Here is a 23,720-nt window from a genome sequence, read left to right on the forward strand (position 1 = left end):
CTCCTGTAAGGCTAACCCATCTCCACCAGTTTGGCCTGTAGCACCCCTATTTCCGCCTCGTATTGTGCAATGCCTATGTCATAGGATATTTTTTGGGTGTAGGTTAGTTTATCTTTCCACTTCAAATAATCTGTTTTTAACTGATCGATTTGCACTGTTTTTTGTTTGATTTCATCATTAATCCATTGAATTACAACCTCATGCTCAACAAATTCTCCAAAATACATTCGCATCAAAAAGTCAGATTGGCGGATTTCCGGCTGAACAGGCGAGATCAGATATTCATAGAACTCTTTAGTCCCCACTTCGGAGATTGAGAACACATTCCTGTTCGGCTTTCCTTCTTGAAAAACAACCTCCTTGTCAATCACCTTTTCCTTCTCCAGCTTCTTCAGGGTGGGGTAGATCATTCCATAAGTACCATTGAAGAAATGTGAAAAGATCGTCTTAAACACCTCATTAATTTCGTATCCGGTCCTCTTTTTCTTGTGCAGCAAGCCTAGAATAATGTCTCTTCCTTTCACAGCCCTACCTCTTTTCAGTCGTTATTGGAATATCGTTAGTATGTCTTGAGTGACTTTTTTCCTGATACGTAGCGGAGCATACATCCATACCACACCTAAAATGTTCCTTTATTTGGAATTATATAACTCTATATTCACATTGTAAATATAATTTATGTTAATATTTTTTTGTTTGAATAACTATGAATAATATTTGCCTGTGATTAATTCACTCACTCCTTCTGATCTGAAATTACCGCTAGCTTGATTACACTAAGAGCAGAATATCTCAAGAAACCAGGTAGTTTCCCCAAACAAAAAAGCCAACCTCGATGGTTGGCTCATTCACTTATACAATTTTTACTTAATCATCGTCAGTGCCATCTGAATGGCATTATCAGCAAAAGAGCGCTCCGGGCGCGCCTTCATCATCACCGTAAGCCCGATCAACGTGATAACCAGCCCCTGGGCCAGGGCCTTTATATTAGTATCACCCGCTAGCTCGCCTGAGTGTACACCCTGTTCTATTTTTTCCTGAAAAATTGTAGCCAGGTACATCTGATGTTCCCGCGTCAGAATCTCGAATTTCTCGTCATGGGGAGCAAGCTCCACCATCGTATTAATACAAAAACATCCCTTGCTGGGCCCTATTGCGTATTCCTCTTCCACGATCCCTTCGAGCAAGAAACGAAAAGATTCCTTGACCGTTTTCCCCTTTTGCAGCTTGGACCGGATATCGGATGCATGAAGCTGGGTATATTTCCGCAGCGCAGTTTCGAATAACTGCTTCTTGTCCCCAAACGCCGCGTATAGACTGGGGCGCTGAATACCCATTTCAAAAGTCAAATCATTTAAAGAAGACGCTTCGAACCCCTTCTCCCAAAACACCCGCATCGCCGCATCCAGCGCCTTCCCTTCATCAAATTCCCGCTGTCGAACCATATTCATCAACTCTTTTCATATCGTTCAGTATGTTATAATTTTAAAGTTTTAGATAAGGGTTGTCAAATTGAAGTGATTTACACAGTAAGAAACAGAGCAACCCCAATAAAACTGATACTAATTATTTTGATACTCCCTTTTAAGACAATTTAAATTTTACTGGATTCTTTTCATACTATTCAGTATATTATACTAATCAGTATAAATTAAAAAAGGAGAGATACTCTGTGAACAATCACATCTCTGATTCACAAATCCCCATGGCTGCCGATCATACTACCCCCTTACCTTCACACCTTCCGGCATCGGGGATGTCCCGCTCCGTAGCCTTGTTATTCGCCATCGCCTGTGGGCTAGCTGTCTCTAACATCTATTATGCCCAGCCGCTACTGGACACCCTGGCGAGTGAATTCTCCATCTCCCATGCTTCTATTGGAGTGGTTATCACCATTACCCAAATTTGCTATGCTCTTGGGCTGCTGCTGTTAGTTCCATTGGGGGATCTGCTGAACAGACGCAAGCTCATTGTGAGCCAGATGACTTTATCTGTATTGGCTCTTATCATCGTAGGATTCGCGCCTGGGATTAATGTACTCTTCATCGGTCTGGCCTTTGTTGGCCTGCTTGCCGTTGTGACACAAGTGCTTGTCGCCTTCGCGGCGACTCTGGCCGCTCCCGCTGAACGTGGCCGCATCGTCGGCCTTGTCACCAGCGGGATTGTCATCGGCATTCTGCTTGCACGTACGGTCGCAGGTGTGCTGACCGACCTTGCGGGCTGGCGTTCCGTCTACCTGTTCTCCGCCGGAATGATGGCCATTATTGCGCTGATCCTGCTGCGGATCTTGCCTTCGGAACAGAAACGCGCGTCATTATCGTATCCGCAGCTGCTACGCTCGGTTCTCGCGTTATTCGTGCAGGAGCGGATCCTGCGGGTCCGCGCAGTGCTTGCGCTGCTGATCTTTATGGCGTTCAGCATCTTGTGGACCTCTCTGGTGCTGCCGCTCAGCGCGCCGCCCTTCTCCCTCTCGCACACGGCCATCGGTGCCTTTGGCCTGGCCGGGGTCGCCGGTGCCCTCGCAGCAGCTCGGGCCGGGGTACTGGCCGACCGGGGATTCGGCCAGCGTACCACCGGGCTAGCGCTTATTCTACTGCTAGCCTCGTGGGCGCTAATTTCACTGCTGCACTACTCACTGCTCGCACTGCTAGGTGGTATTATACTTCTGGACTTGGCTGTTCAGGCCGTGCATGTTACCAACCAGAGCCTGATTTTCAACGTAAGACCCGAAGCCCGGAGCCGTCTCACCGCCGCATACATGATCTTTTATTCTATAGGAAGTGCTTCCGGCTCCCTCGCTTCGACCTATGCATATGCCCACGGTGGCTGGAATGCGGTGTGCCTGCTGGGCGCCACTGTCAGCGCCGCAGCCCTTCTATTCTGGGCACTGACCCGACGGGGTTGAAAATCCTGAAGGGGAGAACATTCTCACTTCACTACAAACTAAGCAGTTCCCATCCGGGGGCTGCTTTTTCATGATATCTCATCTTTTTTCATGCTCTATCATGACTATTCCCCCCTCTCCATCACGTTTTCCCATAGTATCCCCGTCTTTCTGCGGGAGCCTTCCCCGCCTTAGGTCGAGTGCATAAAACCGTCCTCAGGCTGTTTTGCGAACCTTCAAAAGATCCTACAATAAGTACATAAGCAAGCCGGTTAAACAAATTCAAATAAAACTCACCCAGGAGAGGAAGATATAGCATGACAAAATTATACCGTTCCAGAAATGATAAGAAGCTTAGTGGTCTGTGTGGAGGAATAGCCCAATGGCTTGGCATCGATGCGACAATCCTCCGGGTGATTACGGTAGTGGGTGCATTCTTCAGCTTTGGCACAGTCGCTCTGCTGTACATCATCTTGAGTATTCTGGTTCCCCAAGAGCCGTATGGCAACTTTTCTGATAAACACGATTTCTATTAATCCACTGTTGCCCTGTTCCTGTGAACCCAACCTAATTATGAGGAGAGATTACTTATGAGTATCCTGAATAGAATTGCAACCCTGACTAAAGCCGCCCTGAACGAAGGCCTGAACAAACTGGAGAATCCCATCCTGTTGACTGGACAATACCTGCGCGATCTTGAGGAAGAAATTGAAACCGCAGAACGTAATGAACGTGATCTGCAAGTCGCCGCGACCGTGCTGGAGCGTCGTAAGCAAGAGTACACGAAACTAGTGGAACAAAGTGAATCCGAGGCCCTTAATGCTATGGCCCAAGGCAATGAAGAAGCAGCGCGCCTGGCTGTGGTAGCCAAACTGCGGTACACCGAAAGCATTCAAGAATGTGTATCCGGTCTAGAGGAGACCCGGCAAACGCTGGCTACACTCGAAGCCAACATCACCAGAGCCAAAGAAGAACGCACTCGCCTGAAGGCCAAAAGAGCCGAACTCGCAGAACGTGCCCGCAAAGCATCGGAGACCATCCAATCCGCTCCCCGCAGCAATAGCAGCAGTGCCAATGACTATGGCAAATATGGCTTGAATGCTACTAACACGGCTTCCCGTGGATTCGAGCGTATGGAGGAGAAAATTAACGAGTGGGAAGTGCTGGCAGAACAATCCGGCCACATTGCCCGCCCTGCAGTAGATCCCAAGCTGAGCCAAGCCGTAGACCTCGAACTGGAACGTCTACGCAGTCAAAAGAACAACGGGAAATAAGGCCACAGTCAACTTAATACAGGCGACTCCATCCGATACTACAAACGAACCCCCACCCATCCAACTTCGGACTGGTGGGGGTTCGTTTCGTTCCGTTTTATATACTACCTATATTACTGTTGGAGCCTCACTGTTGGAGCCAAATCTCACTTTCGGCTTATGCTTAACTTGCCCTGTCATCCCGCCTAGATCCAAGACGATATGCAGCAGCCCTTCATCTGCGTTTCATACTCCGGATTATCTGCTTGTCCTCTGAGCTGACACGGTAAGATTCCGTAATTTTTTGCAGTGCTTTATTGAATGTGAAATCATCAAGGAAGTTATGCTTCAGATAAGTCATTACCCGCTCAGGATGTTTGACATAACAAACGGATAACGCCCAGGCCACAGCCATTTTGACATAATATCCTTCATGCTTGATTACATCCAGTTTCACTAATACCTGATCCATATCATCCGCTTCGACATAAAAATCTAATAACATAACCACTGCAAACCGGATCTCATATTCCTGATCGGATGCCAGATAAGGCTGGAGAAAGTCCCATACCCGGTCACGATGGCTGCTGGTGAACTTCAGTCCGATGCAGAAGCTGTCGCACACCGACCAGTTATCAATCTTAGGTACAAAAACGGCGATATACTTCAATATTTCTTCGATATCTGCATTCTTGCGGCTTGACGCGTAACCAATGACCATGCCCTGCAGCATGATTTCCTCAAAGTATTCACTATCAGCCAGCTCTAGATAGGCCCGCCAATCTCCCCGTGCAATCCCTTTTGCTAACTTACGAAGCTCGGGTAACCGAACACCCAAGATGTTGAATACATTCGGGATAAGCCCGGCAGAGAATTTTTGATAATCCGCATCGGTTAATAATAACAGCTGCTCCCTTATCGTTTTATCCATATTGAATAATCTCTTTCCTTCCTTCATAACATGTCTTGCATTTTCAATGCGCATCTATTCAAAAGAAAGCTCCCACAAGTAGATCGACGCTACAGAACCCCAAGGAGAATAACGCTTCCGGTATTGTTCAAACTGCTCCCGGGTGAGTGAATCCAGTCCGTACAGCTTCATCATGCCGCGCCTTATAGCGATATCCCCCCAGCTTACGATATCCGGGCGTTCCATGGAATTGATCAGCAGCATCTCTGCAGTCCATTGGCCAATTCCGGGCAATGCCGTCAGGCTGGCGATGACTTCCTGATCCGGGAGTTCACGCAGACTTTCCAAATCGAGCTCTCTCATCGCCACAGTACGAGCAATTGCCTCGATACAGCGGGCTTTTTTCATCGTCATGCCACAGTGCTGAATATCATCTGCCGTATATAGAAGCAGATTCTGCGGAGTAATCTCGCCAAGCTGTTCCTGCATTCTTCCCCAGACTGTCGCCGCCGCCTTCACCGAGATTAATTGCCCCACAATGGCATGCACCAGCGCAGCGAACAGATCCGGAATAATGACCCGTTCCACCCGGCCAAGCCGCTGCATTGCTGCTCCAAGTGTGATATCGGCTTGCCCCAGCGCCTCTATTTGTTCATCCCTATATTCGAAAATTTTGGTCACAACCGTTCCCACCGGCATTCCTCCAGTAAGTCCTTGCATTCGCTTTAAATGGCCTGCAGCACTACTATACCTTAAAACCGCCATTCCTGCTGATGCACTGGAATAAGAGAGCAAGATAACAAAACTAATAGCTGTATAGAACGCATTTAAAAAAACATAACCAAGAGAAAAGAAAGCTTATATAAGAAGGAACGAAGTGTAATTAGCGGCATTTTCGTACCTTAAATCCTCCGTAGCTAAGGGTTATTGAAGATTAAGTGCAATATTGTACCTTAAATCTTCCAGGATACCCCGTCCAGCGTGATTTTTCGAAAAATAAGATACAATAATGCCCTTATTTCCCTCATTTGACTATATTAAAGAAAAATAAGGTACAAAATTGCCGTTAGTTGCGAGGTGGTTCCTCTTTTTCACTGAATAAATGGTTAGTTAGAGAGGTGGCCCTCTTTTCACTGTTAAAACGGTTAGTTGGGGGCGGTACCCCCTTTTTTCATTGTTAAGACAACTGGTGAAGGGGGATATCCCGCTTCTACGCTTCTAGCGCTTGAAATCTGTCGACAGGTTATGTTCCAGTGCCTAGTTTTCCTGTGGAAAGCATTCAGGCGAGCGTTTTGCGTCTGCGGTTCCAAACTTCCCCGTTCGCTCATCTTCACTTTTTGTTAATTTCTTTTGTTCGGCTAAGATAGACTCATTATTTTGCAGAGTAAGGATTTCTTCCACCAAAATAATTAATAAGTTCTTTGTTAACACGATCTGCCTGCTCATGATTTATACCATGTCCTGCATTTGGAATGATCTTATATGTGATCTTGTTTCTTTCAAGCTCCTCAATAGCTCCTGGATAATTGGATAACCGATCATACTCCCCAATTAAATAAACCGCTTTCTCTTTCAAGATTGAAAGTTCATTCGCTGTAAATTTTCTATACTTATGAAACATCATCGACTTGTTGTTAAAATATTTAAGTAAGTATGTCCAGTGCGACATTAACTCCTCGTTCTCTTCAAATACAATTGAAGTATTAGGTGCGCATAGCTTTCTGAGCAGTTTTCTTGTTGTTTTGTCAGACGACGGCAGTAATGCCTCTGGTAGAAAAAGCATCATCATCTTTAGCATGCTCACCTTGATTCCACCCGCTAGCCCGACCATCTTATTGACCTTAGAAGGATTGGTGATTGTATAGTAACTGGCTAGATAAGCCCCATTGGAAACACCAGCGATGTTAATGGAATCAAACTTTAAATGCTGTAGTATTTGGTCAATCCATATCGCCTGATCAAAGGTTTTATTATAGTTGGTGTTAGGTTTACTTTTGCCTGGTCCTCCAATTGTATCGACAGCAATAACGTAAAAATGCTTCGACAGTTCAGAAATGTTATAAATCCACATCAAAGCAGAATTATCACCTACGCCATGAAAGAGCAGCAACGGAGGATGAATAGACTGACCGACAGTAATGATATGAGTTTGACCGTAACTAGTAGGGATATCCTCTTCTTGAACAGGTATTCCCCATTGATCGAGCAGTCTTTGATATGATTCGTGTACCAATACTTTACCTTCATCTTTTTTAAATGGATTTACTACCATGCTTTATACCATCCCTTTTAGAGCAAAGAAACGCTCGCTATTCTGTAGGTTTGATGAAACACCCTCTTAAAAATCCATTAAATACTTGGTAATTAAATAATACCCAATAATGGTTTTAAATTATATTTTTATACATTTAATCATATCATCTTCAAGACAGACACCCCAACATATATTATGTTAAAAGAAAACGTCGATCCGCCCTATCGGGTTGCCTTAATCGTCTCTGTAAATACGCAAGGGCAAAGCGGCAAATATGCCACCTTGCCCGAACAAAATCAAAAAAAGCCATGGTCGCCTCTGCGAAAGCAGAGCGCCATGACTTTTTTTATTAGATGCTGCCTGCGGTTTCCGAAGCTTTCACATACCGGTTCTCCGGTACCGGCAGTCCGAGGTTTCCACGCAGTGTGTCACTCTCGTATTCTGTACGGAACAGTCCACGCTCCTGCAGGATCGGCACGACCCGTTCCACAAATTGCTCCAGCCCGCCCGGTACAGATTCCGCGATCATAAAGCCATCTGCCGCTTCCGACTCGAACCAGGTCTGAATCTGATCCGCTACCTGTTCCGGCGTACCGATGAAGCTCGTACGCGGCGTAGCCGATTGCAGAGCTACTTGACGCAAGGTCAAGCCTTGCTCCTTGGCATCCTTCTTGATCTTGTCAGTCCCGCTCTGGAAGCTGTTTCTGCCCAGATCGCCCAGTTCAGGGAACGGCTCATCCAGCGGATATTGGGAGAAGTCATGATGCTCGAAGAATCGTCCCAAATAGTTGAGCGCATTCTCAATGGTTACCAGGCCAGCCACCTCTTGATATTTACGCTCTGCCTCTTCCTCCGTATCACCAATGATTGGCCCGATGCCTGGGAAGATTAACACTTCGTCCGGATTGCGGCCGGATGCTGCCACGCGGGCTTTGACATCACGATAGAATTCCTGTGCGGATTCTATTGTATCATGGCCTGTGAACACCGCATCCGCTTCCTGCGAGGCATAGTTCCGGCCAACCTCAGACGAGCCTGCCTGGAAAATGACCGGCTGCCCCTGCTTGGAGCGGGCAATATTAAGCGGCCCTTTTACGGAGAAGAACTCTCCCTCGTGGTTCAAGGTGTGCACCTTCTCCGGATCAAAGAAGACGCCGGATTCCTTATCGCGGACAAAAGCATCATCCTCCCAGGAATCCCATAGTCCGCGAGTGACTTCCAGATATTCCGTAGCAATCCGATACCGTTTGCTGTGGTCTGGATGCTCTTTTTTACCATAGTTCAGGGCGGAGCCTTCCAGTGGAGAGGTTACCACGTTCCAACCTGCGCGGCCACCGCTGATCACATCCAGCGATCCAAACTGACGGGCAACAGTGAACGGCTCGCTGTAGGAGGTGGACAAGGTGCCTACCAGCCCAATGTTGGTGCTGACGGCAGCCAATGCGCTGAGAATGGTCAACGGCTCGAAACGGTTCAGGAAATGCGGAATAGATTTCTCATTGATATACAGACCATCTGCGATAAAAATCAGATCCAGCTTACCTTCCTCGGCCTTCTGTACCCACGACTTGTAAAGCTCAAAATTCACGCTGGCATCCGGTTTGGCATCAGGATGACGCCACGTAGAAGTGCTTCCCCCTACTCCGTGCAGCAAGGCTCCCAGTTTCAATTGTTTTGACTTCGCCATATTCTCTCTCCTCCTAAAAATGTAGTGTGCAGAGCGCTAACCGTTACTGGTTTAAGATACCGCCGCTGCGGCGGCTCCCTTTTTAATCCGCTCAATCTGACCCAAATGCGTCTGAACATGGTTAGTAAAGCTGGTTACGATATCAACGATCCGCACCTTGTCGCCTTTGAAATTAATGCCACTTTTCTCCCACTCTTCTGCACTAAGCCGTCCAAATAGAAGACTGTTATACTGCAAAAGGCTACGGAAAAGCTCCAAACTATCTCCGGCACTGCCCGCATTGGCATGCTGGCCACTTACCCATGCATCCTGCCCGAATGCCGGGAGTTGCACCTTCGTATCGGCCAGAATGTCACGAATACGGAAAGAGATAACGATACTATGATCCGCCAGATGGGCCAGAACTTCTGTCACGCTCCAACTCTTCGGCTCAGCCTTCCATTTCAACTGTTCCTCGGTCAGACCTTCTATTGCTTGAACCAATTGCTGATGAGTGTTCAGGTAACCCTCTATATTCACAATGCTCATTATGTCCCCTCCAAAATAACATTGTCTTCCGGTTTCTTTCGCGTATCAAAACGCGATAACGAAAACGGTTTGATCTCATGGCGCGAACGCCCATCGATAGCGAGGTCTGCCAAAATTTCGCCGACCACACTGGAAAATTTGAAACCATGGCCCGAAAAGCCTCCGGCTAGCAGCACATGGCTGTGCAGCGGATGCCTGTCGATAATAAAATCCTCATCCGGCGAATGCTCATACTTGCATACCGCCCCTTTAAGCAGCCTTCCGGCTGCACCCGGCATATACTTCTCCAGCACGCGGCGCAGATCGCCTTCATCGCTGTCCTCACTGCCGAAGGGCAATAATGGCTCTCCCGGCTTCCATGTCAGCCCGGTATCATGCCGGCCAATCTTGAGACCCGCACCGCCGATACTCGGGAAGCCATAAAAGCCGCCTTCAGTCGTACCCAGCGTGAAGCCCGGGAAGGTTCCGGCATCAAAAGCCGGTGTACTTTCGAACCAGCCAACCACCTTGCGAACCGCCCGGATCGGCATATTGATAAAGGGCGACAACGACTGAAACCAGGCTCCAGCGCTAAGAATCACGCTGGCTCCGTGAAAGTCGCCATCCTTCGTATGGACGGTGACGCCACCCTCCGTGGCAGTCACATCCAGCACAGGTGTATTCACCAGCAGCTTCGCACCATGGGCTAATGCAAGCTGGCGATACGCAGTAATACAGCGTTCGCTATATAAATATCCTGCATCCGGCTCATACATGGCCTCGAAATGATCCGGTATCGTAAGTCCCGGCCAGCGGCGGGTAATTTCCTCCGCAGCAAGCCGTTCAACTCTCACCCTTCGCTGCTCCGCTTCATGAAGCCGGCCGCTGAAGGAATAGACAGAAGTGTCCGCGAGATTCAACACGCCGGACCTTACCAGCAGCTCCGTTCCGCTCTCTGCTTCTGCCTCTTCCCATAGCGTCTGCGCCCGGAGCGCAAGATCAATATAAGCAGGGTCTCCGCTATAAGCATGCCGGATCAATCGCGGCTCGCCATGATGGCTGCCCTCGGTATGCGGCGGATCGAACGCGTCAATCAAAAGCGTTTTAACACCTCTGCGGGCCAAATGATAACCGGCGCTCATTCCCATGGAGCCGGCGCCAACGATGATCACATCGTAGATCGGGCCACTCATGCTCAGCCTTGCGCTTCCGTGGACAGGCTCTCCAGATAGCGCCTCGCGACATCTGTGAAGAATCCTGCAGTAAGCGGCAGTGCCCGTTCATCGAGATTGAAGTCAGGATGATGCCATTCCCGGGTCCCGGAGGTGCCTACGAAGGCGAACAGTCCAGGGACGACTCGTTGATAAAAGGCAAAATCCTCACCCGCAGGTGAAAGCTCCGGCGTCACCGCATTCAGTCCCAGGGCAGCTGCCGTCTCATTGGCCAGCTGCGCCAGGGAATCATCGTTGATCGTCGGCGGCGGGCCCCCGATCCACTCCACAGTCGCCTTCGTTTCCAGCGCTGCTGCTATGCCTTCCGTAACTTCAACGAACCGCTTCAGAACCTTGGATCGCACCTCTTCAGTAAACGTACGAATCGTACCGCCGAGCACCGCCGTTTCCGGGATAATGTTCCAGGCGTTCCCGCTATGCAGCTTGGTTACACTGATCACAGCGCTGTTCAGCGGGCTTACATTACGGCTTACAACCGTCTGCAGTGCCGTAACGATTTGCGCCGCCGCTACAATGGGATCAATACCTGATTCAGGCACAGCCGCATGCGCTCCGGCTCCAGTCACTGTTATTCTGAATCCATCGGCGGCGGCCATTAATGGACCGCCTTTGATGCCGATCGTACCCACCGGCAGCTCAGGCTTGTTGTGAACTCCGAAGACGGCGCTAACGCCTTCCAGCGCACCGCTGTCTATAATCTGCAGAGCACCTTTGGCCTTCTCTTCGGCTGGCTGGAACAGGAAGCGAACCGTTCCTTTCAGCTCCTGCTCCTGCTCCTTCAGCAGAAACGCGGCTCCAAGCAATGAAGCCGTATGATAATCATGCCCGCAGGCATGCATCTTCCCCGGGTATACCGAGGCATACGGTAGCCCGGTCTCCTCCTGAATCGGTAAAGCATCGATATCGGCGCGCAGAGCAACTACCGGACCTCCTTGCAGACCGCCGACTTCAGCGATGACTCCGGTTTTCAGACCGTAATCTATAATTCTGATTCCTGCCTCTTCCAGCAGGGAGGTGATGTATTTCGTGGTTTCCACTTCTTCATGGGACAGCTCAGGATGCCGGTGCAAATGCCGACGGATCTCAATCAACTGTTCACTTATGGCCTCAGCCTTGGATACTGCTACTGGACTTGTCAATGCCCCTGCCTCCTTTCAAAAAACTATATTAAGATTATGCAGCCTGCACAGCTAAGCCTCAGCTGTCACTCCGGCCAGCGCTTCGCTCAGCAGTTCAAATGAACGCAGCCGCTTCTCGAATGGCTGCACATTTGTAGTTACAATGAATTCATCAACACCGGATGCTTGATGAAGGTGCAGGAGCTGTTCGCGTACAGTTTCCTGAGTTCCTTTCAAGATTACCGCTTCCTTCTCTTCAATTGTGTATTCTTCCTGGCTCTGACGGATAAACTCATCCGCCTGATCCTGACTGGCTACGGTCAGCGACTTTCCGCTGGCCAGATGAATTTTGTAGAGCTTCAGTGCACTGGTCAGTTCTTCCGCTTCTTCGGCAGTGTCGGCCACAACCACCGACAGCCCAATAATGGCTTGCGGTTGTTTTCCATCCGCGGTGTTAAAACCGTTGCGGTACGTCCGAATCGCCTCTAGCGCGACCTCCTCATTCCCGTTAATGAACAGGGAGAACACGTAAGGTAGTCCCAGCTCTGCGGCAATCTCCGCACTTGCCACACTTGCACCGAGCACATAAATCTCAGGTGGAGACGCTGGGATCGGACCTGCCTTCAAACCGAACAGCGGGTGATCTTCCTCAAGCGTGTTGTGTACATATTTCTCCAGCTCTACGATCTTCTCCGTCAGTGACGCTGTGCTGGGCGTTCCCTGCTGCAGCGCCTGTGTGCTGCGTGGAAGTCCTCCAGGTGCACGTCCGACGCCTAGATCGACCCGGCCCGGAGCCAGAGTGGCCAACACATTGAAGTTCTCCGCCACCTTGTAGGGGCTATAATGCTGCAGCATAATGCCGCCTGAACCGATGCGGATGCTCTCGGTCTTGGCCAAGAGATGCGAGATTAGCACCTCCGGTGACGAACCGGCTACCTGCTCAGAATCATGATGCTCTGATACCCAGAAACGGCGAAATCCCAGCCGCTCGGATAACTGTGCCAGAGCAATCGTATGATGAAGGGCCTCCTCTGATGTCTCTCCTGGATAGATCGGGCTTTGGTCTAATACACTTATCGTTATCGTCATGGGAAATACCTCCTAAATGGAATAATTGAGTTCCGGTGTAATTCGCTTCAGGAACTGCTTCGTTCGTTCTTCACGCGGGTGGTTAAAGACCTCACCAGGTGTACCTTCTTCAACAATGACACCACCGTCCATAAAGACCACATGATTCGCCACATCCCGGGCAAAGCCCATTTCATGGGTCACGACAATCATTGTGATGCCTTCCTTGGCGATTTTGCGGATAACGGCCAATACTTCTCCCACCAGTTCCGGGTCCAGCGCAGAGGTCGGCTCGTCGAACAGGATGACTTCGGGCTCTAGCGCTAATGCGCGGGCAATACCGACACGCTGCTGCTGTCCGCCGGAGAGCTGGCTGGGATAAGCGTCCAGCTTATTCCCGAGACCTACTTTTTCCAACAGGGCAATGCTCCGCTGCTTGGCGTCCTCCTTAGGAAGCTTTTTCACTACCAGCAATCCTTCCATCACATTCTCCAAAGCTGTCTTGTGCCTGAAGAGATTGTATTGCTGAAAGACCATAGCCGTTTTTTGCCGAAGCTGGTGAATATCCTTCTTCCGCGCATGTTTGCAGTTCACACTGAAGTCACCAATAGCAATCTCGCCATCACCGGGCTTCTCCAGGTAATTCACGCAACGCAGCAGGGTCGTCTTCCCCGAACCGCTGGGTCCAAGAATAACGACAACCTCACCTTTGGTCACCGTCAAATTAATGTTATTCAATACCTGATTTCGGCCAAAAGCCTTCGATATATTCGACAGCTTGATCATGCTACTCCACCTCGATTGTACAGATTGATCCGTTTTTCGATCACGGCAGTCAGACGCTCAATGAGCACTGTAAGTCCCCAGAATATAAGCGCCGCTGCGACATAGGCCTCAAAAAACTTCCAGTTCGTTGAAGCCACAATCTCTGCCTTGGCATTGATGTCCACAACCGATACGGTAAAAGCCAGCGTTGATCCGTGCAGCATCCCGATAACAGAATTGGACAGGTTGGGCAGGCTCGCTGCCAGCGCCTGAGGGAATACAATCCTCCGCAGTGCCTGAGGTGTAGTCATACCCACGGAATGAGCCGCTTCGATCTGTCCTCTATCTACTGCCAGCAGACCGGAGCGGACTACCTCGGACATATAAGCACCCGCAGTGATGGAGAACGAAATATAGGCAAACCCGATCATCGGCATATTAACCGACCGGAAGCTCCAGCCGAAGTAGGCCGACAGCCCGTCAATCAATACCGGGAGCCCAAAATAGATCAGCAATAAGTGCGTAAGCATCGGGGTCCCACGGATAAAGGTGACATACGCCACTGCAATCGGATAGAGGACAGGCACCTTATAAATGCGAATCAGAGCCACCGCCGTACCGATGATGAAACCAACCAGAACGGATACAACCGTGATATATAGTGTTGTTGGTACAGCGCCCAGCAGCTCCACGAAGGCGGTCCATATAAATGACGGGTCCAGCTTCACAGGCCGACGCCTCCTTTACCAGATTCCAGCTCGGCAATGATACGCCGGAAGGATTTGTTCTTTTGAATACCAAACGTTCTCTTCTCCGGGTTATCCCGCACCTCATGCCGCATCAGGCGACGTTCTGCCACGAGGAGCAGCTTCTCGATCGTAAAGCTAATAACCAGATAAATCAGGGCAAGCGCGAGATAAGCCTCGATAAAATGCTGTGTCAATGCGCCCAGCGTCTGCGCCTTACCCGTCATTTCCATAACCCCGAGCGTAAAAGCCAACGAAGTATCCTTCAGCAGTGCCAGAACGAGATTGGAGAAGACAGGTACGGCAATAGCTAGCGCCTGTGGCAATATAATTCTTGTAAATGCCTGAAAACCGGTCATCCCCGTGGCATATGCGGCCTCTACCTGCCCTTTATCCACGGCCATTACGGAAGCCCGAATCATTTCTGACATGAACGCCCCTGTATGCAGGCCATAGGTCAGAATGACAAAGAACAGTACCGGCGCCCGTGTGACATCAATATGGACAAGCTTCAGAATTTCAGGCAGCCCGTAATAGAACAGGAATAGTTGGATCAGCACCGGTGTTCCCCGGAAAAAGGAAATATAGATCTCTGACAAGTTCTTCAGTACAGGTACCTTGTACAATCGGGGAAGGGCCACGAAAAACCCGACAATGATTCCGGAGACCAATGCACAGACCACTATCAGAAGCGTGATGCCTAAAGTGGACAGCAGCTTCGGCAAAAACGATAAAACAAAACTTATATCAAACGGTGCACCCATGAAGACACCCTCCCTTCCCCTGTGTAGGGATGCTGATTAGTTTACTGTGTCAGAAGTCACGTCCGCACCAAGCCATTCCGTGCTCAGTTTTTTCAGTGTCCCATCTGCTCTCAGGTCCTTGATAGCTCCATCAATTGCATCGGACAGCTTCTGCTCATCTGCATCATCCTTGCGGAGAACATACAGAATGTCGGCAGAAGACAATCCATCGCCCACGGCCTTTAGCTTGCTCTGCGGGTCAATCACCGGCAGTACAAAATCCGCGGCAAGCGTTGCATCCACCCGTCCAGTGGTCACCTGATTGACGGTATCGTTAGCAGCACCATTTTGGTAAACAATATTGATGGCATTGTCATGATCCTTGTTATAGTTCTCCACGATCTGCGCCTGTGCACTGGTCGCTCCGACCAGGACCTTCTTGCCTTTGAGATCATCCAGTGTTTTGATAGAGTCGTTAGACTTATCTACTACGATCCGGTTTCTCCAGTGCCCATAAGCTTCTTTGTTGAACAGATATTTCTCTTCACGTTCCGGGTTCTTCTCCATAACGTGTGCTACCAGATCAATTTTCTTCGTTTCCAGACTCAGCAGCAGGTTGCTAAAGTCCATAGTCTGGAACTCGAACTCGTATTGCGGCAAATGCTCGTCGATAGCTTTTAACAGCTCGACATCAAAACCTGTTAGCTTACCATTCTCGTCAATGAAGCAGACCTTTGGAAATTTAGTGCCTGTCCCCACTATAATTTTGGTTACCGGTGTGTTAGCGGCCGCCTCTGTCTTTCCGCCTTCCGGTGCAGCAGCTGAATTTCCTTCCTTGCTGTTTGTGCTGTTGTTAGAGCCGCAACCCGTGGCCGCCAGTGCCAATACTAGTATCGATGTCAGTGCGAATGTCTTCTTCATCTTTATATCCCCTTTTATTAAATAGTCTGTTGTTTGTATTGGAGCGTTTTTTTCAAAAGGTACATCAAGCCGTCCCCGTCTCGTCCTTCCAATTCCATGAACCGTTCGTATCCGCGACGCTCATACATCTGGACCAGCCAGGGATGCTTCTTGGCTGTTGCCAGGGTCACGGCAGAGGAGCCCAGGCGGTCATGAATGATATGCTCTTCCACCCAATCCAGCAGCTTGCCTCCGTAGCCCTGCCCGCTGTAATTCGGATCGACGGCAAACCATTTGACGAAAGGGATACCAGTACGCTGACTAATCTCATCTCCTTTGGAGAGTGTGACTGTCGCCAGGATGGCTCCGTCCTTCTCCAATACGTAACACTCATTGAGCGTTACATTCTCCTGGACCAGGGCCAGGTCGGCGGTTGCTGCCGGCCAATGCAGCCCGAGCTCACGGATCAGATGATAGGCGCGATATATAATATCTACCAATTGCTCTGCATCCTTAAGATCTGCCTGCCGAAATACCTCGCTCATCCTCTGTCCTCCCCGCCTTCTTTTATTTTTATAATCCCCATCGATTTAGTAGTGATTATGTGCAATTAACTTTATCACTGCATGACCGTCATGCGCTAATAGAGTTTTTCTATTCATTTATACAATTAGTTGATTCTTTGGGCTTACCGCACCCTCTTCTAGCAATGTGGCAATGAATTCGGCGTTCTCACCATTCAGGGTGATGAGGCTGGTACGCAGGGATATACCTGCCGTCTCAGCAATTTGCACGGGAATCAGCTTTCCAGCAGCCACTTCCTCCTCTGTACTGAGAGCTGGCAAGAAGCAAATTCCCGCTTTCTTGATCACCAGCTTCTTCGCCGTCTCCAGATTATCTACTTGATACAAAATGTTCGGCGGCTGTTCCAGACTCTCAAAGACTCGGTGCAGCCGTAGCCAATCCAGGGACCCGCACTCGAAAAATACCAGCGGCTCATTGCGGATATCCTGTATCGAAGCCCGCCCTGCACCAGCCAAACGATGACCTTCATGAACATAGAGAGAGATCGGATCATCGCAGAACGGATAAGCTTGAAAAGCCGGATTCACAACTTTACGGATAAAAGCAAGATCAATATCTTTCGACTTCAGCTTCTCAATCAGATGCTCGGTGGAGGCTGTGGTCAGTTTAAAGTTCATATGTGGATAGCACTCTTTGAGATGAGGCAGTAGACGTGGCAATAAATAATTAGCCACCGATACGGTACTACCAATGCGCAGCTCGTTGGGAATTCTGCCTTTCGATTGAAGCTGATGCTTACCCTTCTGATAGGTTTGCAGAATTTGCTGTGCGTACGGAAGGAACTGTCTGCCTTTATCCGTAAGATGAATCACTTTGCCCAGCCGGTCGAACAATCTGCTATCAAGCTCCCGTTCCAGAGACTGAATTCGAGCCGTAACCGTAGGCTGAGAGATAAAAAGGACATCCGCTGCCTTGTTAAAACTGCCATAATGATTGATATAGACAAAGGCTTCAATATTTTCGATGTTCACTTGAGCTCCCCCATTCACGTTTTGCGATAATTTCAATTATTCCAATGGATTAACAATGAATTAAGACCGCAACGACCTATAGAGATTTTGTATCTATCTTAGTCATCCCTCATTTTTTTGTCAACGGATTTTCGTTTTGTCTTTCATTTCAAATTGAAATTTTCAATTTATTAATCAAAATTGTTAAATGCCACTTATATCTATCGGGATTTAGTATTATAATCATTTTTACAAAAAGAATATAGCCAAACAAAGGAGGCACCGTATGGGTCATATACATGAAGTGAGTATTCGTGAAGCCACAGCGCAAGATCGTGAGGCTATCGCCGAATTGATGCTGGAGGCTTACAGCCAATATGCAACTGTTATGCCGGAACTATCCTGGAAAGAATATAGCAACTCCATCCGGGAATCCGCCTACGGCGACCGACCTAAAGCACGGATCATTGCCGAAATAGATGGGCAGATTGTAGGCAGTGTGCAGTTGTTCCTCTCCTCAGAGGCAGCTTACGGCAAGCCTGAGCTGGGGATCGAATCCCCCATTATTCGCCTGCTCGCGGTTTCCCCCAATGCCCGGGGACGGGGAATTGCTACCCTGCTCATTCAGGAATCGATACGACGCAGCCTTGAACTTGGAGCAAGCACCCTAAATCTGCACACCTCCGATATGATGGCGTCGGCGATTCAGCTGTATGAAAAGCTGGGCTTCCAGCGAGCCTATGAGACAGATATTGACAACGGCGATCATCTCGTTAAGGGCTTCCGCCTGGATTTCGATCAGCTGCAATTCCAACAGAATGCCGTCTCTTAAGCCACACCTTTAGACCCAGTAATCAGAAACTATCCTGCCAGGGAGCATTTTTTCTGAGCGTCATTAAACACTGTGTCACATACACAAAAGGGTACTCCTAAGCCATTCAAGGCTTTATGGAATACCCTTTTTGATTATATAAACTGCTCATTTTTTGTATTTGCACTTCCATAACTAATCCTTGTATTAGGTAGATGACATGGTGATGGATCGGTTCCTGCTGTTACAACGATTTATCAAGGTACATCAAGGAAATTAATTCAACTGTATATTGTAGAAACAGTAACATAAATGCACCTAACACTACGTTCGAAACACTTAAACTAACTTGAAAAGGATTGAATAGATCTACAACCAATATAATAGCAAGTACTGTTGTAATTAAACCTTGGTACCAATATATCACTTTGTTCGCTTTAATCTGAATCAATTGCCAGCGTTCATCATTTTTATATTTTATACTTTTACCAAGCTGGTAAAATACATTACCAAAAAGTCCTATACCCAATGCGATCACCAAAACTAGCATCACTGTTTGACTAAACATTATTTAACATCCTCCTTTAATGTAAATACTTCATCAACAGATACATTAAATGCTTTTGCAATTTTGAAAGCTAGCTCCAGGGAGGGTGTATATTTATATTTCTCGATGGATATAATTGCCTGTCGCGACACCCCAAGAAGTTCAGCCAAATCAGCTTGCGTCCAATTCTGTACAGCTCGCAAAATTTTAATACGATTTTCAATCAATGTAATTCACCCTTTACTTAATGTAACTATCTGATTACATTTACATTGTAATTAAGTGGTTACATTTTGTCAAGTATTGGAAACAAACTATCAGGTTATTGAAGGATAGCATTTGAAACGGCCCGCCTTTTCTGGCAAAATTGAATCTATGACATGCAGGCACTTCGTGCAGGAGAGTCTACATAATAGAAAAGGGGCTTTACCCATGGATTTTACAGCAATCGATTTTGAAACGGCCAATGCCAGCCGATCCAGTGCCTGCGCACTAGGACTTGTAGAGGTTCGCGGCGGCCTCATTACAGCAGAGCACTCCTGGCTCATTGATCCGCAGCAGCGGTTCGATGGCTGGAACATCGCCATTCACGGCATTACCCCGTCTATGGTAGCCGGGCAGCCTACTTTTTCCGAGCTATGGCCTACGCTGGAACCACTGCTGCAAGGACAGATTATAGTAGCGCATAACGCTTCTTTTGACATGAGCGTTCTGCGGTATTGCCTTGACGGCGCTTATCTCGATTATCCGGTGTTTCAATATCTTTGTACCTATGTACTGGGTAAAAAAATGCTGAGTGATCTGCCCTCCCATAAGCTGAATGTGATCTCAGAGCATTTTGGCATTCCGCTCAAGCACCATGATGCTCTTGATGATGCCCGCGCGGCAGCTTCGATCCTGCTCAAGCTGATGGAACGGGAGGAGCAGCATGATCCGTTGCTTCTGGCCGGCGCGCAAGGTTATGCAAGCGGAACGATGTATCCCGGCGGGTACACGCCCTTCTCCGCTCCTAAGAAGCCGAAGAAAAGTGCGCGTAAGAAGGACAGTGTTGGCAGATCGGCAGCTTCGATCAATTCTTTTATATAAAGTTTTTCTATAGTTCCATATATCATCTAAAAAAAAGAACCCCTAAACATTCGTCGGGGGTTCTTTCTTATCAAATTTTCAACCGGTAAACCGCTTTGTTCTCCAGCCCTCGAATGAATGGTGTCCATTCCTCCGTCTCAGGCGTCGTATCCAGCGCATCTTCTACCATTTGCAATTTGGCATCCATCGCATCAATATGATGCAGGGCCACCGCTTCGGCCGTTTGCGGTTGAACAGGACTTCCCCATTCACCCAAATTATGGTGCGACAAGACTAGATGCTGTAGCGCCATCACCTTTTCTGATTCCAAGTCCAGACCTGTGCGGATCGCCGCCTCTGTAATCCAGTTGGAAGCCATGGAAATGTGGCCGATCAACTTACCCTGAACACTGTAATCCGATACGATCCCGAGCTGCGAGATCATTTCCTCCGGCTTCGCGATATCATGAAGAATGATGCCGGCTTTGAGCAAATCCGGGTTCAGGAACGGACGCTGCTTGCAGAGAAAGTCACCAATCTCCAGCATACGGACCATATGATAAGCAAGCCCGGCGAAATAGGCATGGTGATGCGTTTTGGCCGCCGGATAATGCATAAGTTTCTCTTCCACCTTGCCAACACAAAAGGATACAATGGCAGCGATATCTGGATCGGCAATACTATTCATCGCATTCTTGATTGTATGAATCAGATCTACGGGCCGGATCGGCGCAGAGCGGATAAAATCTGTCAGCGCTATGCCGTCGGCTTCATTAACCAGTCGGATCTTCGTAATCTTAACCTGTAGCTTCTCACGGTAAGTATGGGCAATCCCCCGAATCTTCACCAGCGACATTGGGAAAAAAGTTTCTTTGTCCGTCACGCTAACATCCCAGTACTTCGCGGTCAGCTGCCCGCTGGAATCGCCGAGAATAATATCAAAATAATCCTTTGGAGGAGTACCGTTTGTTTGTTTGACTGCCAGCTCCCGCAAGATATAATAGCCGACAAATTCATCCTGTGGAGCCAGTTGTTTAATAAGTGTCATGTTGAAGCCTCCCATTAATAACAAGCCTGGGGCCTGCTGTATATAATACTGTTAGACACTCACCTCCTGAAACCCTTTAAAACTATTATATTACCGTCTGCCTGCAAATTTGTCCAAAAGTTAAAGACCTCAGGATACAGCCAAATTCAGGGTCCCATTGGTGTGTGCAACTGTAAGTGAATCTGCAATATATAAACCAAAAAGGGCTGCCCAGGCCGCATTACTGACCTGAGACAACCCCTTGCTGCAAAATAACAATCAACTAAGCCTTATTTACCCGCTGCTTCAAGTGCTGATTTGATGGCTTCTATCGCCTTGGCGGATATTTCCTTCTCAGCGTCATTCTTACCGAACACTGCCGCACGGTATCCGTACTTATGCAGTCCCGGGGTCGACCCGCCCTCAATCTCAGCCTTTACTGCTCTTTCGGCTTCGGTCAATTGAGCTTCTTTTCGGGTATTGCCGTTATTATCGAGATAGTAAACCATCATTTTTACAGGAATGCCGTATTTGGTAGTTACCATCACATTCACAAGTTTGTCGTTGCTTACGCCGATAAAGATCCCATCGAAATAAGCAGCCTTTTCCTTCTCTACAACCTCCGCTTTACCATAAGCTCTGTCCACCGCAGCCTTCAGTGCTGTACTGCTGCTGGTTGCGCCAGAGATAGCATCCACATCTTGCACACCTTCTCTGGTGCCTGCTGCCAGGAACTTCTCAGTCAATTGAGGAATAGCCTTGACTACCTCAGGGTAAGCGGCAGCTCCTCTATCTACAAGATTCATCCCTACACGATAAAGAGCGATATCTACGATTTTTCCGTTACGCAGCGTAACATCAGCTCTATTGGAGCCTTTATCATACGCATCGCCGTAAGCGGTGAACTTACCATCTTTATATGCGCCTTGTTCTTTGGACGCATTATACAGCGCATCGGTCAGTGCAGCCCTTGCAGCTCCCGATAACTCTTCCTGGCCTGCGATGTCTGCCAGTTGAACGCCTTTAACCAGCAGGTCCGCTGTCAGACGGTCTACAACAGATTTCTGCTCAGCAGTTAATTTGTCATCGGCGATCAGCTTTTTGTCAGCACCGAACAGACTCAGTTTCACGCCGGTTACCTTATCTCCTGCAAGATCAACCAATAGGAGAAGCTTGGACCCGTTATCTACACCAGCAAATTTGCCGTCAAAATATTTCTCTTCGCCCTTATCTTTTAGCGCTTTCTCGAAGGCTCTTTCAATAGCCTGATTCCAGCCATGGCTGCTCTCAGTAGCTCCGGAGACCCCGTCAACCTTCTCATCGTAATTACTGATATAAGACCCGTTTGCCAGGAACTTTGCTGTCATTGGAGCGTTGGCTTTAACGACGTCAGCATAAGCGGTATTGCCTCTGTCAATCAGATTGGAACCAAGTCTGTATAGCTTCACATCTACCAGCTTGCCATTACGAATGATGACATCCGCTCTTTCTACACCGACAGTTCTCGCTGTTCCGTAAGAAGAATAGAATCCGTCGATATAAGCAGAAGAATTATTAATCTTGGCATTTTGCTCAGCATCCCAGAAAGCATTGACTGCAGCCTTGAAATCACCTTCCAATCCGGCAACAGGCTTGGCGGCTGTTCCGCTACCCAGCAGTGCAGGCGTAATCGCTGCTACAGTGGCTGTTTGTTCCGGTGTAAAAGCTTTCTCTTCCACAATATCGCCAGCACTGTTCAGCGGATATACCTTCACTGCTGCCAGTTTGTTCTCATCATAAGTGGAGAATACGGCGTATTTTCTTTCGGGATCAATCCCCATATGTTCGCCGGTAAAATATATTGCATCGTCCGGCTTCACCTTAAGTGCACGTTCAAAGGCTCTGTCCACGGACAATTTCCAGCCATCACTGGTCCGCGTTGCACCAGATACGGCATCCACAGCCGCGGCTTGGTCTCTTGTTTTGCCGAGCAGTCTTTCATGCATTAGCTTATAAGCCTGCCATACGCCGCTGTAATTGTAGCGAGCATCACGGTCAATCAAGCTCGGACTGGTTCTCATCAGCTCAATATCGGTAATCTTGCCGTCCTTGATGGCAACTTTGACCCCTTCTGTACCTTTGGAGTAGGCGTTACCATATGCCACGTAGATCCCGTCTTCATAAACGTTCTCTTGAACAGTCACAGGCTGCGGTGTTGCCACTGGTTTAGCAGTTGCTGTCGGAGCAGGGGTAGCAACTGGTTTAGCAGTTGCTGTCGGAGCAGGGGTAGCAACTGGTTTGGCGGTTGCTGCCGGAACAAGAGTTGCCGCAGGTTTGGTCGTTGCCTCAGGTTTGGCCGGGGTTGTCACGACCGGTTTGGCAGTTGCCACAGGTTTAACAGTAGCTTCTGGCTTTACAGTAGGCTGCGGTGTTGCTGCCGGTTTCTCCGTTGGTTTAGGTGTAGGCTTAACCGTTGGTTTTGGCGTTGGCTTGGCGGTTGGTTTGGCCGTTGGCTCCGCTTTAGGCGTTGCCGCAGGCTTGGCGGGCGCCGCTGGTGCTTCCTCCGAAGCTGCAGACACCGCGTCCACTTTCAGGTTCAGTGTCGGAACATGAAGTGTGTAAGCGAATGGCGACAACAGTAGTGCCGCACTGACAGTCAATGATATAAACTTTTGTTTTTTCAATCTGT

The 23,720-nt window shown here is 48.5% G+C and carries 25 protein-coding genes; 5 read left to right on the forward strand and 20 right to left on the reverse strand.

Annotated features, from left to right (window positions below; translation table 11 throughout):
- Nucleotides 1–11 precede the first annotated feature (11 nt).
- Nucleotides 12–524 (reverse strand): PadR family transcriptional regulator, encoded by a 513-nt coding sequence (locus tag ACFRAM_RS07460; protein WP_379465282.1) that lies wholly within the window; start codon nt 522–524, stop codon nt 12–14.
- Nucleotides 525–863: 339 nt separating this feature from the next.
- A complete protein-coding gene (locus tag ACFRAM_RS07465; protein ID WP_379465283.1) occupies nt 864–1,445 on the reverse strand; it encodes a TetR/AcrR family transcriptional regulator in 582 nt (193 codons plus the stop codon).
- 260 nt (nt 1,446–1,705) lie between these two features.
- Between ACFRAM_RS07465 and ACFRAM_RS07470 the strand changes: the two genes are divergently transcribed.
- The 3 genes from ACFRAM_RS07470 (at nt 1,706) to ACFRAM_RS07480 (ending at nt 4,158) form a co-directional block, all read left to right on the forward strand.
- On the forward strand, nt 1,706–2,905 hold the full coding sequence (locus ACFRAM_RS07470) for an MFS transporter (protein ID WP_379465538.1): 1,200 nt from the start codon (nt 1,706–1,708) through the stop codon (nt 2,903–2,905).
- Nucleotides 2,906–3,201: 296 nt separating this feature from the next.
- Complete coding sequence (locus ACFRAM_RS07475) at nt 3,202–3,420, forward strand: PspC domain-containing protein (protein ID WP_379465285.1); 219 nt, start codon at nt 3,202–3,204, stop codon at nt 3,418–3,420.
- Between the two features lie 54 nt (nt 3,421–3,474).
- Nucleotides 3,475–4,158, forward strand: coding sequence for a PspA/IM30 family protein (locus ACFRAM_RS07480; protein ID WP_379465286.1), 684 nt, complete (start codon nt 3,475–3,477; stop codon nt 4,156–4,158).
- 214 nt (nt 4,159–4,372) lie between these two features.
- On the opposite strand, the gene ACFRAM_RS07485 is transcribed toward ACFRAM_RS07480, so the two are convergent.
- The 14 genes from ACFRAM_RS07485 to ACFRAM_RS07550 all read right to left on the reverse strand — a co-directional run bounded on the left by ACFRAM_RS07485 (nt 4,373) and on the right by ACFRAM_RS07550 (nt 17,623).
- Nucleotides 4,373–5,068 (reverse strand): DNA alkylation repair protein, encoded by a 696-nt coding sequence (locus ACFRAM_RS07485; protein ID WP_379465288.1) that lies wholly within the window; start codon nt 5,066–5,068, stop codon nt 4,373–4,375.
- A gap of 54 nt (nt 5,069–5,122) precedes the next feature.
- Nucleotides 5,123–5,740 (reverse strand): DNA-3-methyladenine glycosylase family protein, encoded by a 618-nt coding sequence (locus tag ACFRAM_RS07490; protein ID WP_379465290.1) that lies wholly within the window; start codon nt 5,738–5,740, stop codon nt 5,123–5,125.
- A gap of 679 nt (nt 5,741–6,419) precedes the next feature.
- On the reverse strand, nt 6,420–7,319 hold the full coding sequence (locus ACFRAM_RS07495) for an alpha/beta fold hydrolase (protein ID WP_379465292.1): 900 nt from the start codon (nt 7,317–7,319) through the stop codon (nt 6,420–6,422).
- 331 nt (nt 7,320–7,650) lie between these two features.
- Nucleotides 7,651–8,988, reverse strand: coding sequence for an LLM class flavin-dependent oxidoreductase (locus ACFRAM_RS07500; RefSeq protein WP_379465294.1), 1,338 nt, complete (start codon nt 8,986–8,988; stop codon nt 7,651–7,653).
- A 51-nt stretch (nt 8,989–9,039) separates the two neighbouring features.
- Nucleotides 9,040–9,516: a DinB family protein gene (locus tag ACFRAM_RS07505; RefSeq protein ID WP_379465296.1), complete on the reverse strand. Its 477-nt coding sequence runs from the start codon at nt 9,514–9,516 to the stop codon at nt 9,040–9,042.
- A complete protein-coding gene (solA, locus tag ACFRAM_RS07510; RefSeq protein ID WP_379465297.1) occupies nt 9,516–10,688 on the reverse strand; it encodes an N-methyl-L-tryptophan oxidase in 1,173 nt (390 codons plus the stop codon). Before solA ends, ACFRAM_RS07505 begins: the two co-directional genes overlap by 1 nt.
- A gap of 2 nt (nt 10,689–10,690) precedes the next feature.
- Complete coding sequence (locus tag ACFRAM_RS07515) at nt 10,691–11,866, reverse strand: amidohydrolase (RefSeq protein ID WP_379465299.1); 1,176 nt, start codon at nt 11,864–11,866, stop codon at nt 10,691–10,693.
- A gap of 51 nt (nt 11,867–11,917) precedes the next feature.
- Complete coding sequence (locus ACFRAM_RS07520) at nt 11,918–12,934, reverse strand: LLM class flavin-dependent oxidoreductase (RefSeq protein ID WP_379465300.1); 1,017 nt, start codon at nt 12,932–12,934, stop codon at nt 11,918–11,920.
- 12 nt (nt 12,935–12,946) lie between these two features.
- Nucleotides 12,947–13,699 (reverse strand): amino acid ABC transporter ATP-binding protein, encoded by a 753-nt coding sequence (locus tag ACFRAM_RS07525; protein WP_379465301.1) that lies wholly within the window; start codon nt 13,697–13,699, stop codon nt 12,947–12,949.
- A complete protein-coding gene (locus ACFRAM_RS07530; RefSeq protein WP_379465303.1) occupies nt 13,696–14,406 on the reverse strand; it encodes an amino acid ABC transporter permease in 711 nt (236 codons plus the stop codon). Before ACFRAM_RS07530 ends, ACFRAM_RS07525 begins: the two co-directional genes overlap by 4 nt.
- Nucleotides 14,403–15,188 (reverse strand): amino acid ABC transporter permease, encoded by a 786-nt coding sequence (locus tag ACFRAM_RS07535; RefSeq protein ID WP_066373331.1) that lies wholly within the window; start codon nt 15,186–15,188, stop codon nt 14,403–14,405. Before ACFRAM_RS07535 ends, ACFRAM_RS07530 begins: the two co-directional genes overlap by 4 nt.
- Before the next feature lie 36 nt (nt 15,189–15,224).
- The gene (locus tag ACFRAM_RS07540) at nt 15,225–16,088 is read right to left on the reverse strand and encodes a transporter substrate-binding domain-containing protein (protein ID WP_175371176.1); all 864 of its coding nucleotides are present in this window, start codon (nt 16,086–16,088) and stop codon (nt 15,225–15,227) included.
- 17 nt (nt 16,089–16,105) lie between these two features.
- Nucleotides 16,106–16,612: a GNAT family N-acetyltransferase gene (locus ACFRAM_RS07545; protein ID WP_379465305.1), complete on the reverse strand. Its 507-nt coding sequence runs from the start codon at nt 16,610–16,612 to the stop codon at nt 16,106–16,108.
- A gap of 117 nt (nt 16,613–16,729) precedes the next feature.
- Nucleotides 16,730–17,623 carry a LysR substrate-binding domain-containing protein gene (locus tag ACFRAM_RS07550; protein WP_379465307.1) on the reverse strand — a complete coding sequence of 298 codons (894 nt, stop codon included), beginning with the start codon at nt 17,621–17,623 and terminating at the stop codon, nt 16,730–16,732.
- A 265-nt stretch (nt 17,624–17,888) separates the two neighbouring features.
- On the opposite strand from ACFRAM_RS07550, the gene ACFRAM_RS07555 reads away from it, so the two are divergent.
- Nucleotides 17,889–18,434 (forward strand): GNAT family N-acetyltransferase, encoded by a 546-nt coding sequence (locus tag ACFRAM_RS07555; RefSeq protein ID WP_379465308.1) that lies wholly within the window; start codon nt 17,889–17,891, stop codon nt 18,432–18,434.
- Between the two features lie 223 nt (nt 18,435–18,657).
- Here ACFRAM_RS07555 and ACFRAM_RS07560 read toward each other — a convergent pair whose 3' ends face one another.
- Both ACFRAM_RS07560 and ACFRAM_RS07565 read right to left on the reverse strand, forming a co-directional pair.
- The gene (locus tag ACFRAM_RS07560; RefSeq protein ID WP_379465310.1) at nt 18,658–18,981 is read right to left on the reverse strand and encodes a hypothetical protein; all 324 of its coding nucleotides are present in this window, start codon (nt 18,979–18,981) and stop codon (nt 18,658–18,660) included.
- Nucleotides 18,981–19,187, reverse strand: coding sequence for a helix-turn-helix transcriptional regulator (locus tag ACFRAM_RS07565; RefSeq protein ID WP_379465312.1), 207 nt, complete (start codon nt 19,185–19,187; stop codon nt 18,981–18,983). Before ACFRAM_RS07565 ends, ACFRAM_RS07560 begins: the two co-directional genes overlap by 1 nt.
- Nucleotides 19,188–19,392: 205 nt before the next feature.
- Here ACFRAM_RS07565 and ACFRAM_RS07570 point away from each other — a divergent pair, with 205 nt between their 5' ends.
- Complete coding sequence (locus ACFRAM_RS07570) at nt 19,393–20,046, forward strand: 3'-5' exonuclease (protein WP_379465314.1); 654 nt, start codon at nt 19,393–19,395, stop codon at nt 20,044–20,046.
- A 70-nt stretch (nt 20,047–20,116) separates the two neighbouring features.
- Here ACFRAM_RS07570 and ACFRAM_RS07575 read toward each other — a convergent pair whose 3' ends face one another.
- Both ACFRAM_RS07575 and ACFRAM_RS07580 read right to left on the reverse strand, forming a co-directional pair.
- Nucleotides 20,117–21,073, reverse strand: a complete 957-nt coding sequence (locus tag ACFRAM_RS07575) for a 3'-5' exoribonuclease YhaM family protein (protein WP_379465316.1) — start codon at nt 21,071–21,073, stop codon at nt 20,117–20,119.
- A 269-nt stretch (nt 21,074–21,342) separates the two neighbouring features.
- Nucleotides 21,343–23,715, reverse strand: a complete 2,373-nt coding sequence (locus ACFRAM_RS07580) for an FMN-binding protein (protein WP_379465318.1) — start codon at nt 23,713–23,715, stop codon at nt 21,343–21,345.
- Nucleotides 23,716–23,720 lie beyond the last annotated feature (5 nt).

Source organism: Paenibacillus sp. NPDC056722, assembly GCF_042790635.1.
In the GTDB taxonomy this organism is placed as follows: domain Bacteria; phylum Bacillota; class Bacilli; order Paenibacillales; family Paenibacillaceae; genus Paenibacillus_AQ; species Paenibacillus_AQ agri.

What these genes read in the sequence shown, in the direction of transcription:
- ACFRAM_RS07545 (WP_379465305.1), bottom strand. Translation starts at nt 16,612, where the DNA reads ATGAGCGAGGTATTTCGGCAGGCAGATCTTAAGGATGCAGAGCAATTG.
- ACFRAM_RS07485 (WP_379465288.1), bottom strand. Translation starts at nt 5,068, where the DNA reads ATGGATAAAACGATAAGGGAGCAGCTGTTATTATTAACCGATGCGGAT.
- ACFRAM_RS07560 (WP_379465310.1), bottom strand. Translation starts at nt 18,981, where the DNA reads ATGTTTAGTCAAACAGTGATGCTAGTTTTGGTGATCGCATTGGGTATA.
- ACFRAM_RS07525 (WP_379465301.1), bottom strand. Translation starts at nt 13,699, where the DNA reads ATGATCAAGCTGTCGAATATATCGAAGGCTTTTGGCCGAAATCAGGTA.
- ACFRAM_RS07480 (WP_379465286.1), top strand. Translation starts at nt 3,475, where the DNA reads ATGAGTATCCTGAATAGAATTGCAACCCTGACTAAAGCCGCCCTGAAC.
- ACFRAM_RS07475 (WP_379465285.1), top strand. Translation starts at nt 3,202, where the DNA reads ATGACAAAATTATACCGTTCCAGAAATGATAAGAAGCTTAGTGGTCTG.
- ACFRAM_RS07540 (WP_175371176.1), bottom strand. Translation starts at nt 16,088, where the DNA reads ATGAAGAAGACATTCGCACTGACATCGATACTAGTATTGGCACTGGCG.
- ACFRAM_RS07575 (WP_379465316.1), bottom strand. Translation starts at nt 21,073, where the DNA reads ATGACACTTATTAAACAACTGGCTCCACAGGATGAATTTGTCGGCTAT.
- ACFRAM_RS07555 (WP_379465308.1), top strand. Translation starts at nt 17,889, where the DNA reads ATGGGTCATATACATGAAGTGAGTATTCGTGAAGCCACAGCGCAAGAT.
- ACFRAM_RS07535 (WP_066373331.1), bottom strand. Translation starts at nt 15,188, where the DNA reads ATGGGTGCACCGTTTGATATAAGTTTTGTTTTATCGTTTTTGCCGAAG.
- ACFRAM_RS07520 (WP_379465300.1), bottom strand. Translation starts at nt 12,934, where the DNA reads ATGACGATAACGATAAGTGTATTAGACCAAAGCCCGATCTATCCAGGA.
- ACFRAM_RS07495 (WP_379465292.1), bottom strand. Translation starts at nt 7,319, where the DNA reads ATGGTAGTAAATCCATTTAAAAAAGATGAAGGTAAAGTATTGGTACAC.
- ACFRAM_RS07465 (WP_379465283.1), bottom strand. Translation starts at nt 1,445, where the DNA reads ATGGTTCGACAGCGGGAATTTGATGAAGGGAAGGCGCTGGATGCGGCG.
- ACFRAM_RS07500 (WP_379465294.1), bottom strand. Translation starts at nt 8,988, where the DNA reads ATGGCGAAGTCAAAACAATTGAAACTGGGAGCCTTGCTGCACGGAGTA.
- ACFRAM_RS07470 (WP_379465538.1), top strand. Translation starts at nt 1,706, where the DNA reads ATGGCTGCCGATCATACTACCCCCTTACCTTCACACCTTCCGGCATCG.
- solA (WP_379465297.1), bottom strand. Translation starts at nt 10,688, where the DNA reads ATGAGTGGCCCGATCTACGATGTGATCATCGTTGGCGCCGGCTCCATG.
- ACFRAM_RS07505 (WP_379465296.1), bottom strand. Translation starts at nt 9,516, where the DNA reads ATGAGCATTGTGAATATAGAGGGTTACCTGAACACTCATCAGCAATTG.
- ACFRAM_RS07570 (WP_379465314.1), top strand. Translation starts at nt 19,393, where the DNA reads ATGGATTTTACAGCAATCGATTTTGAAACGGCCAATGCCAGCCGATCC.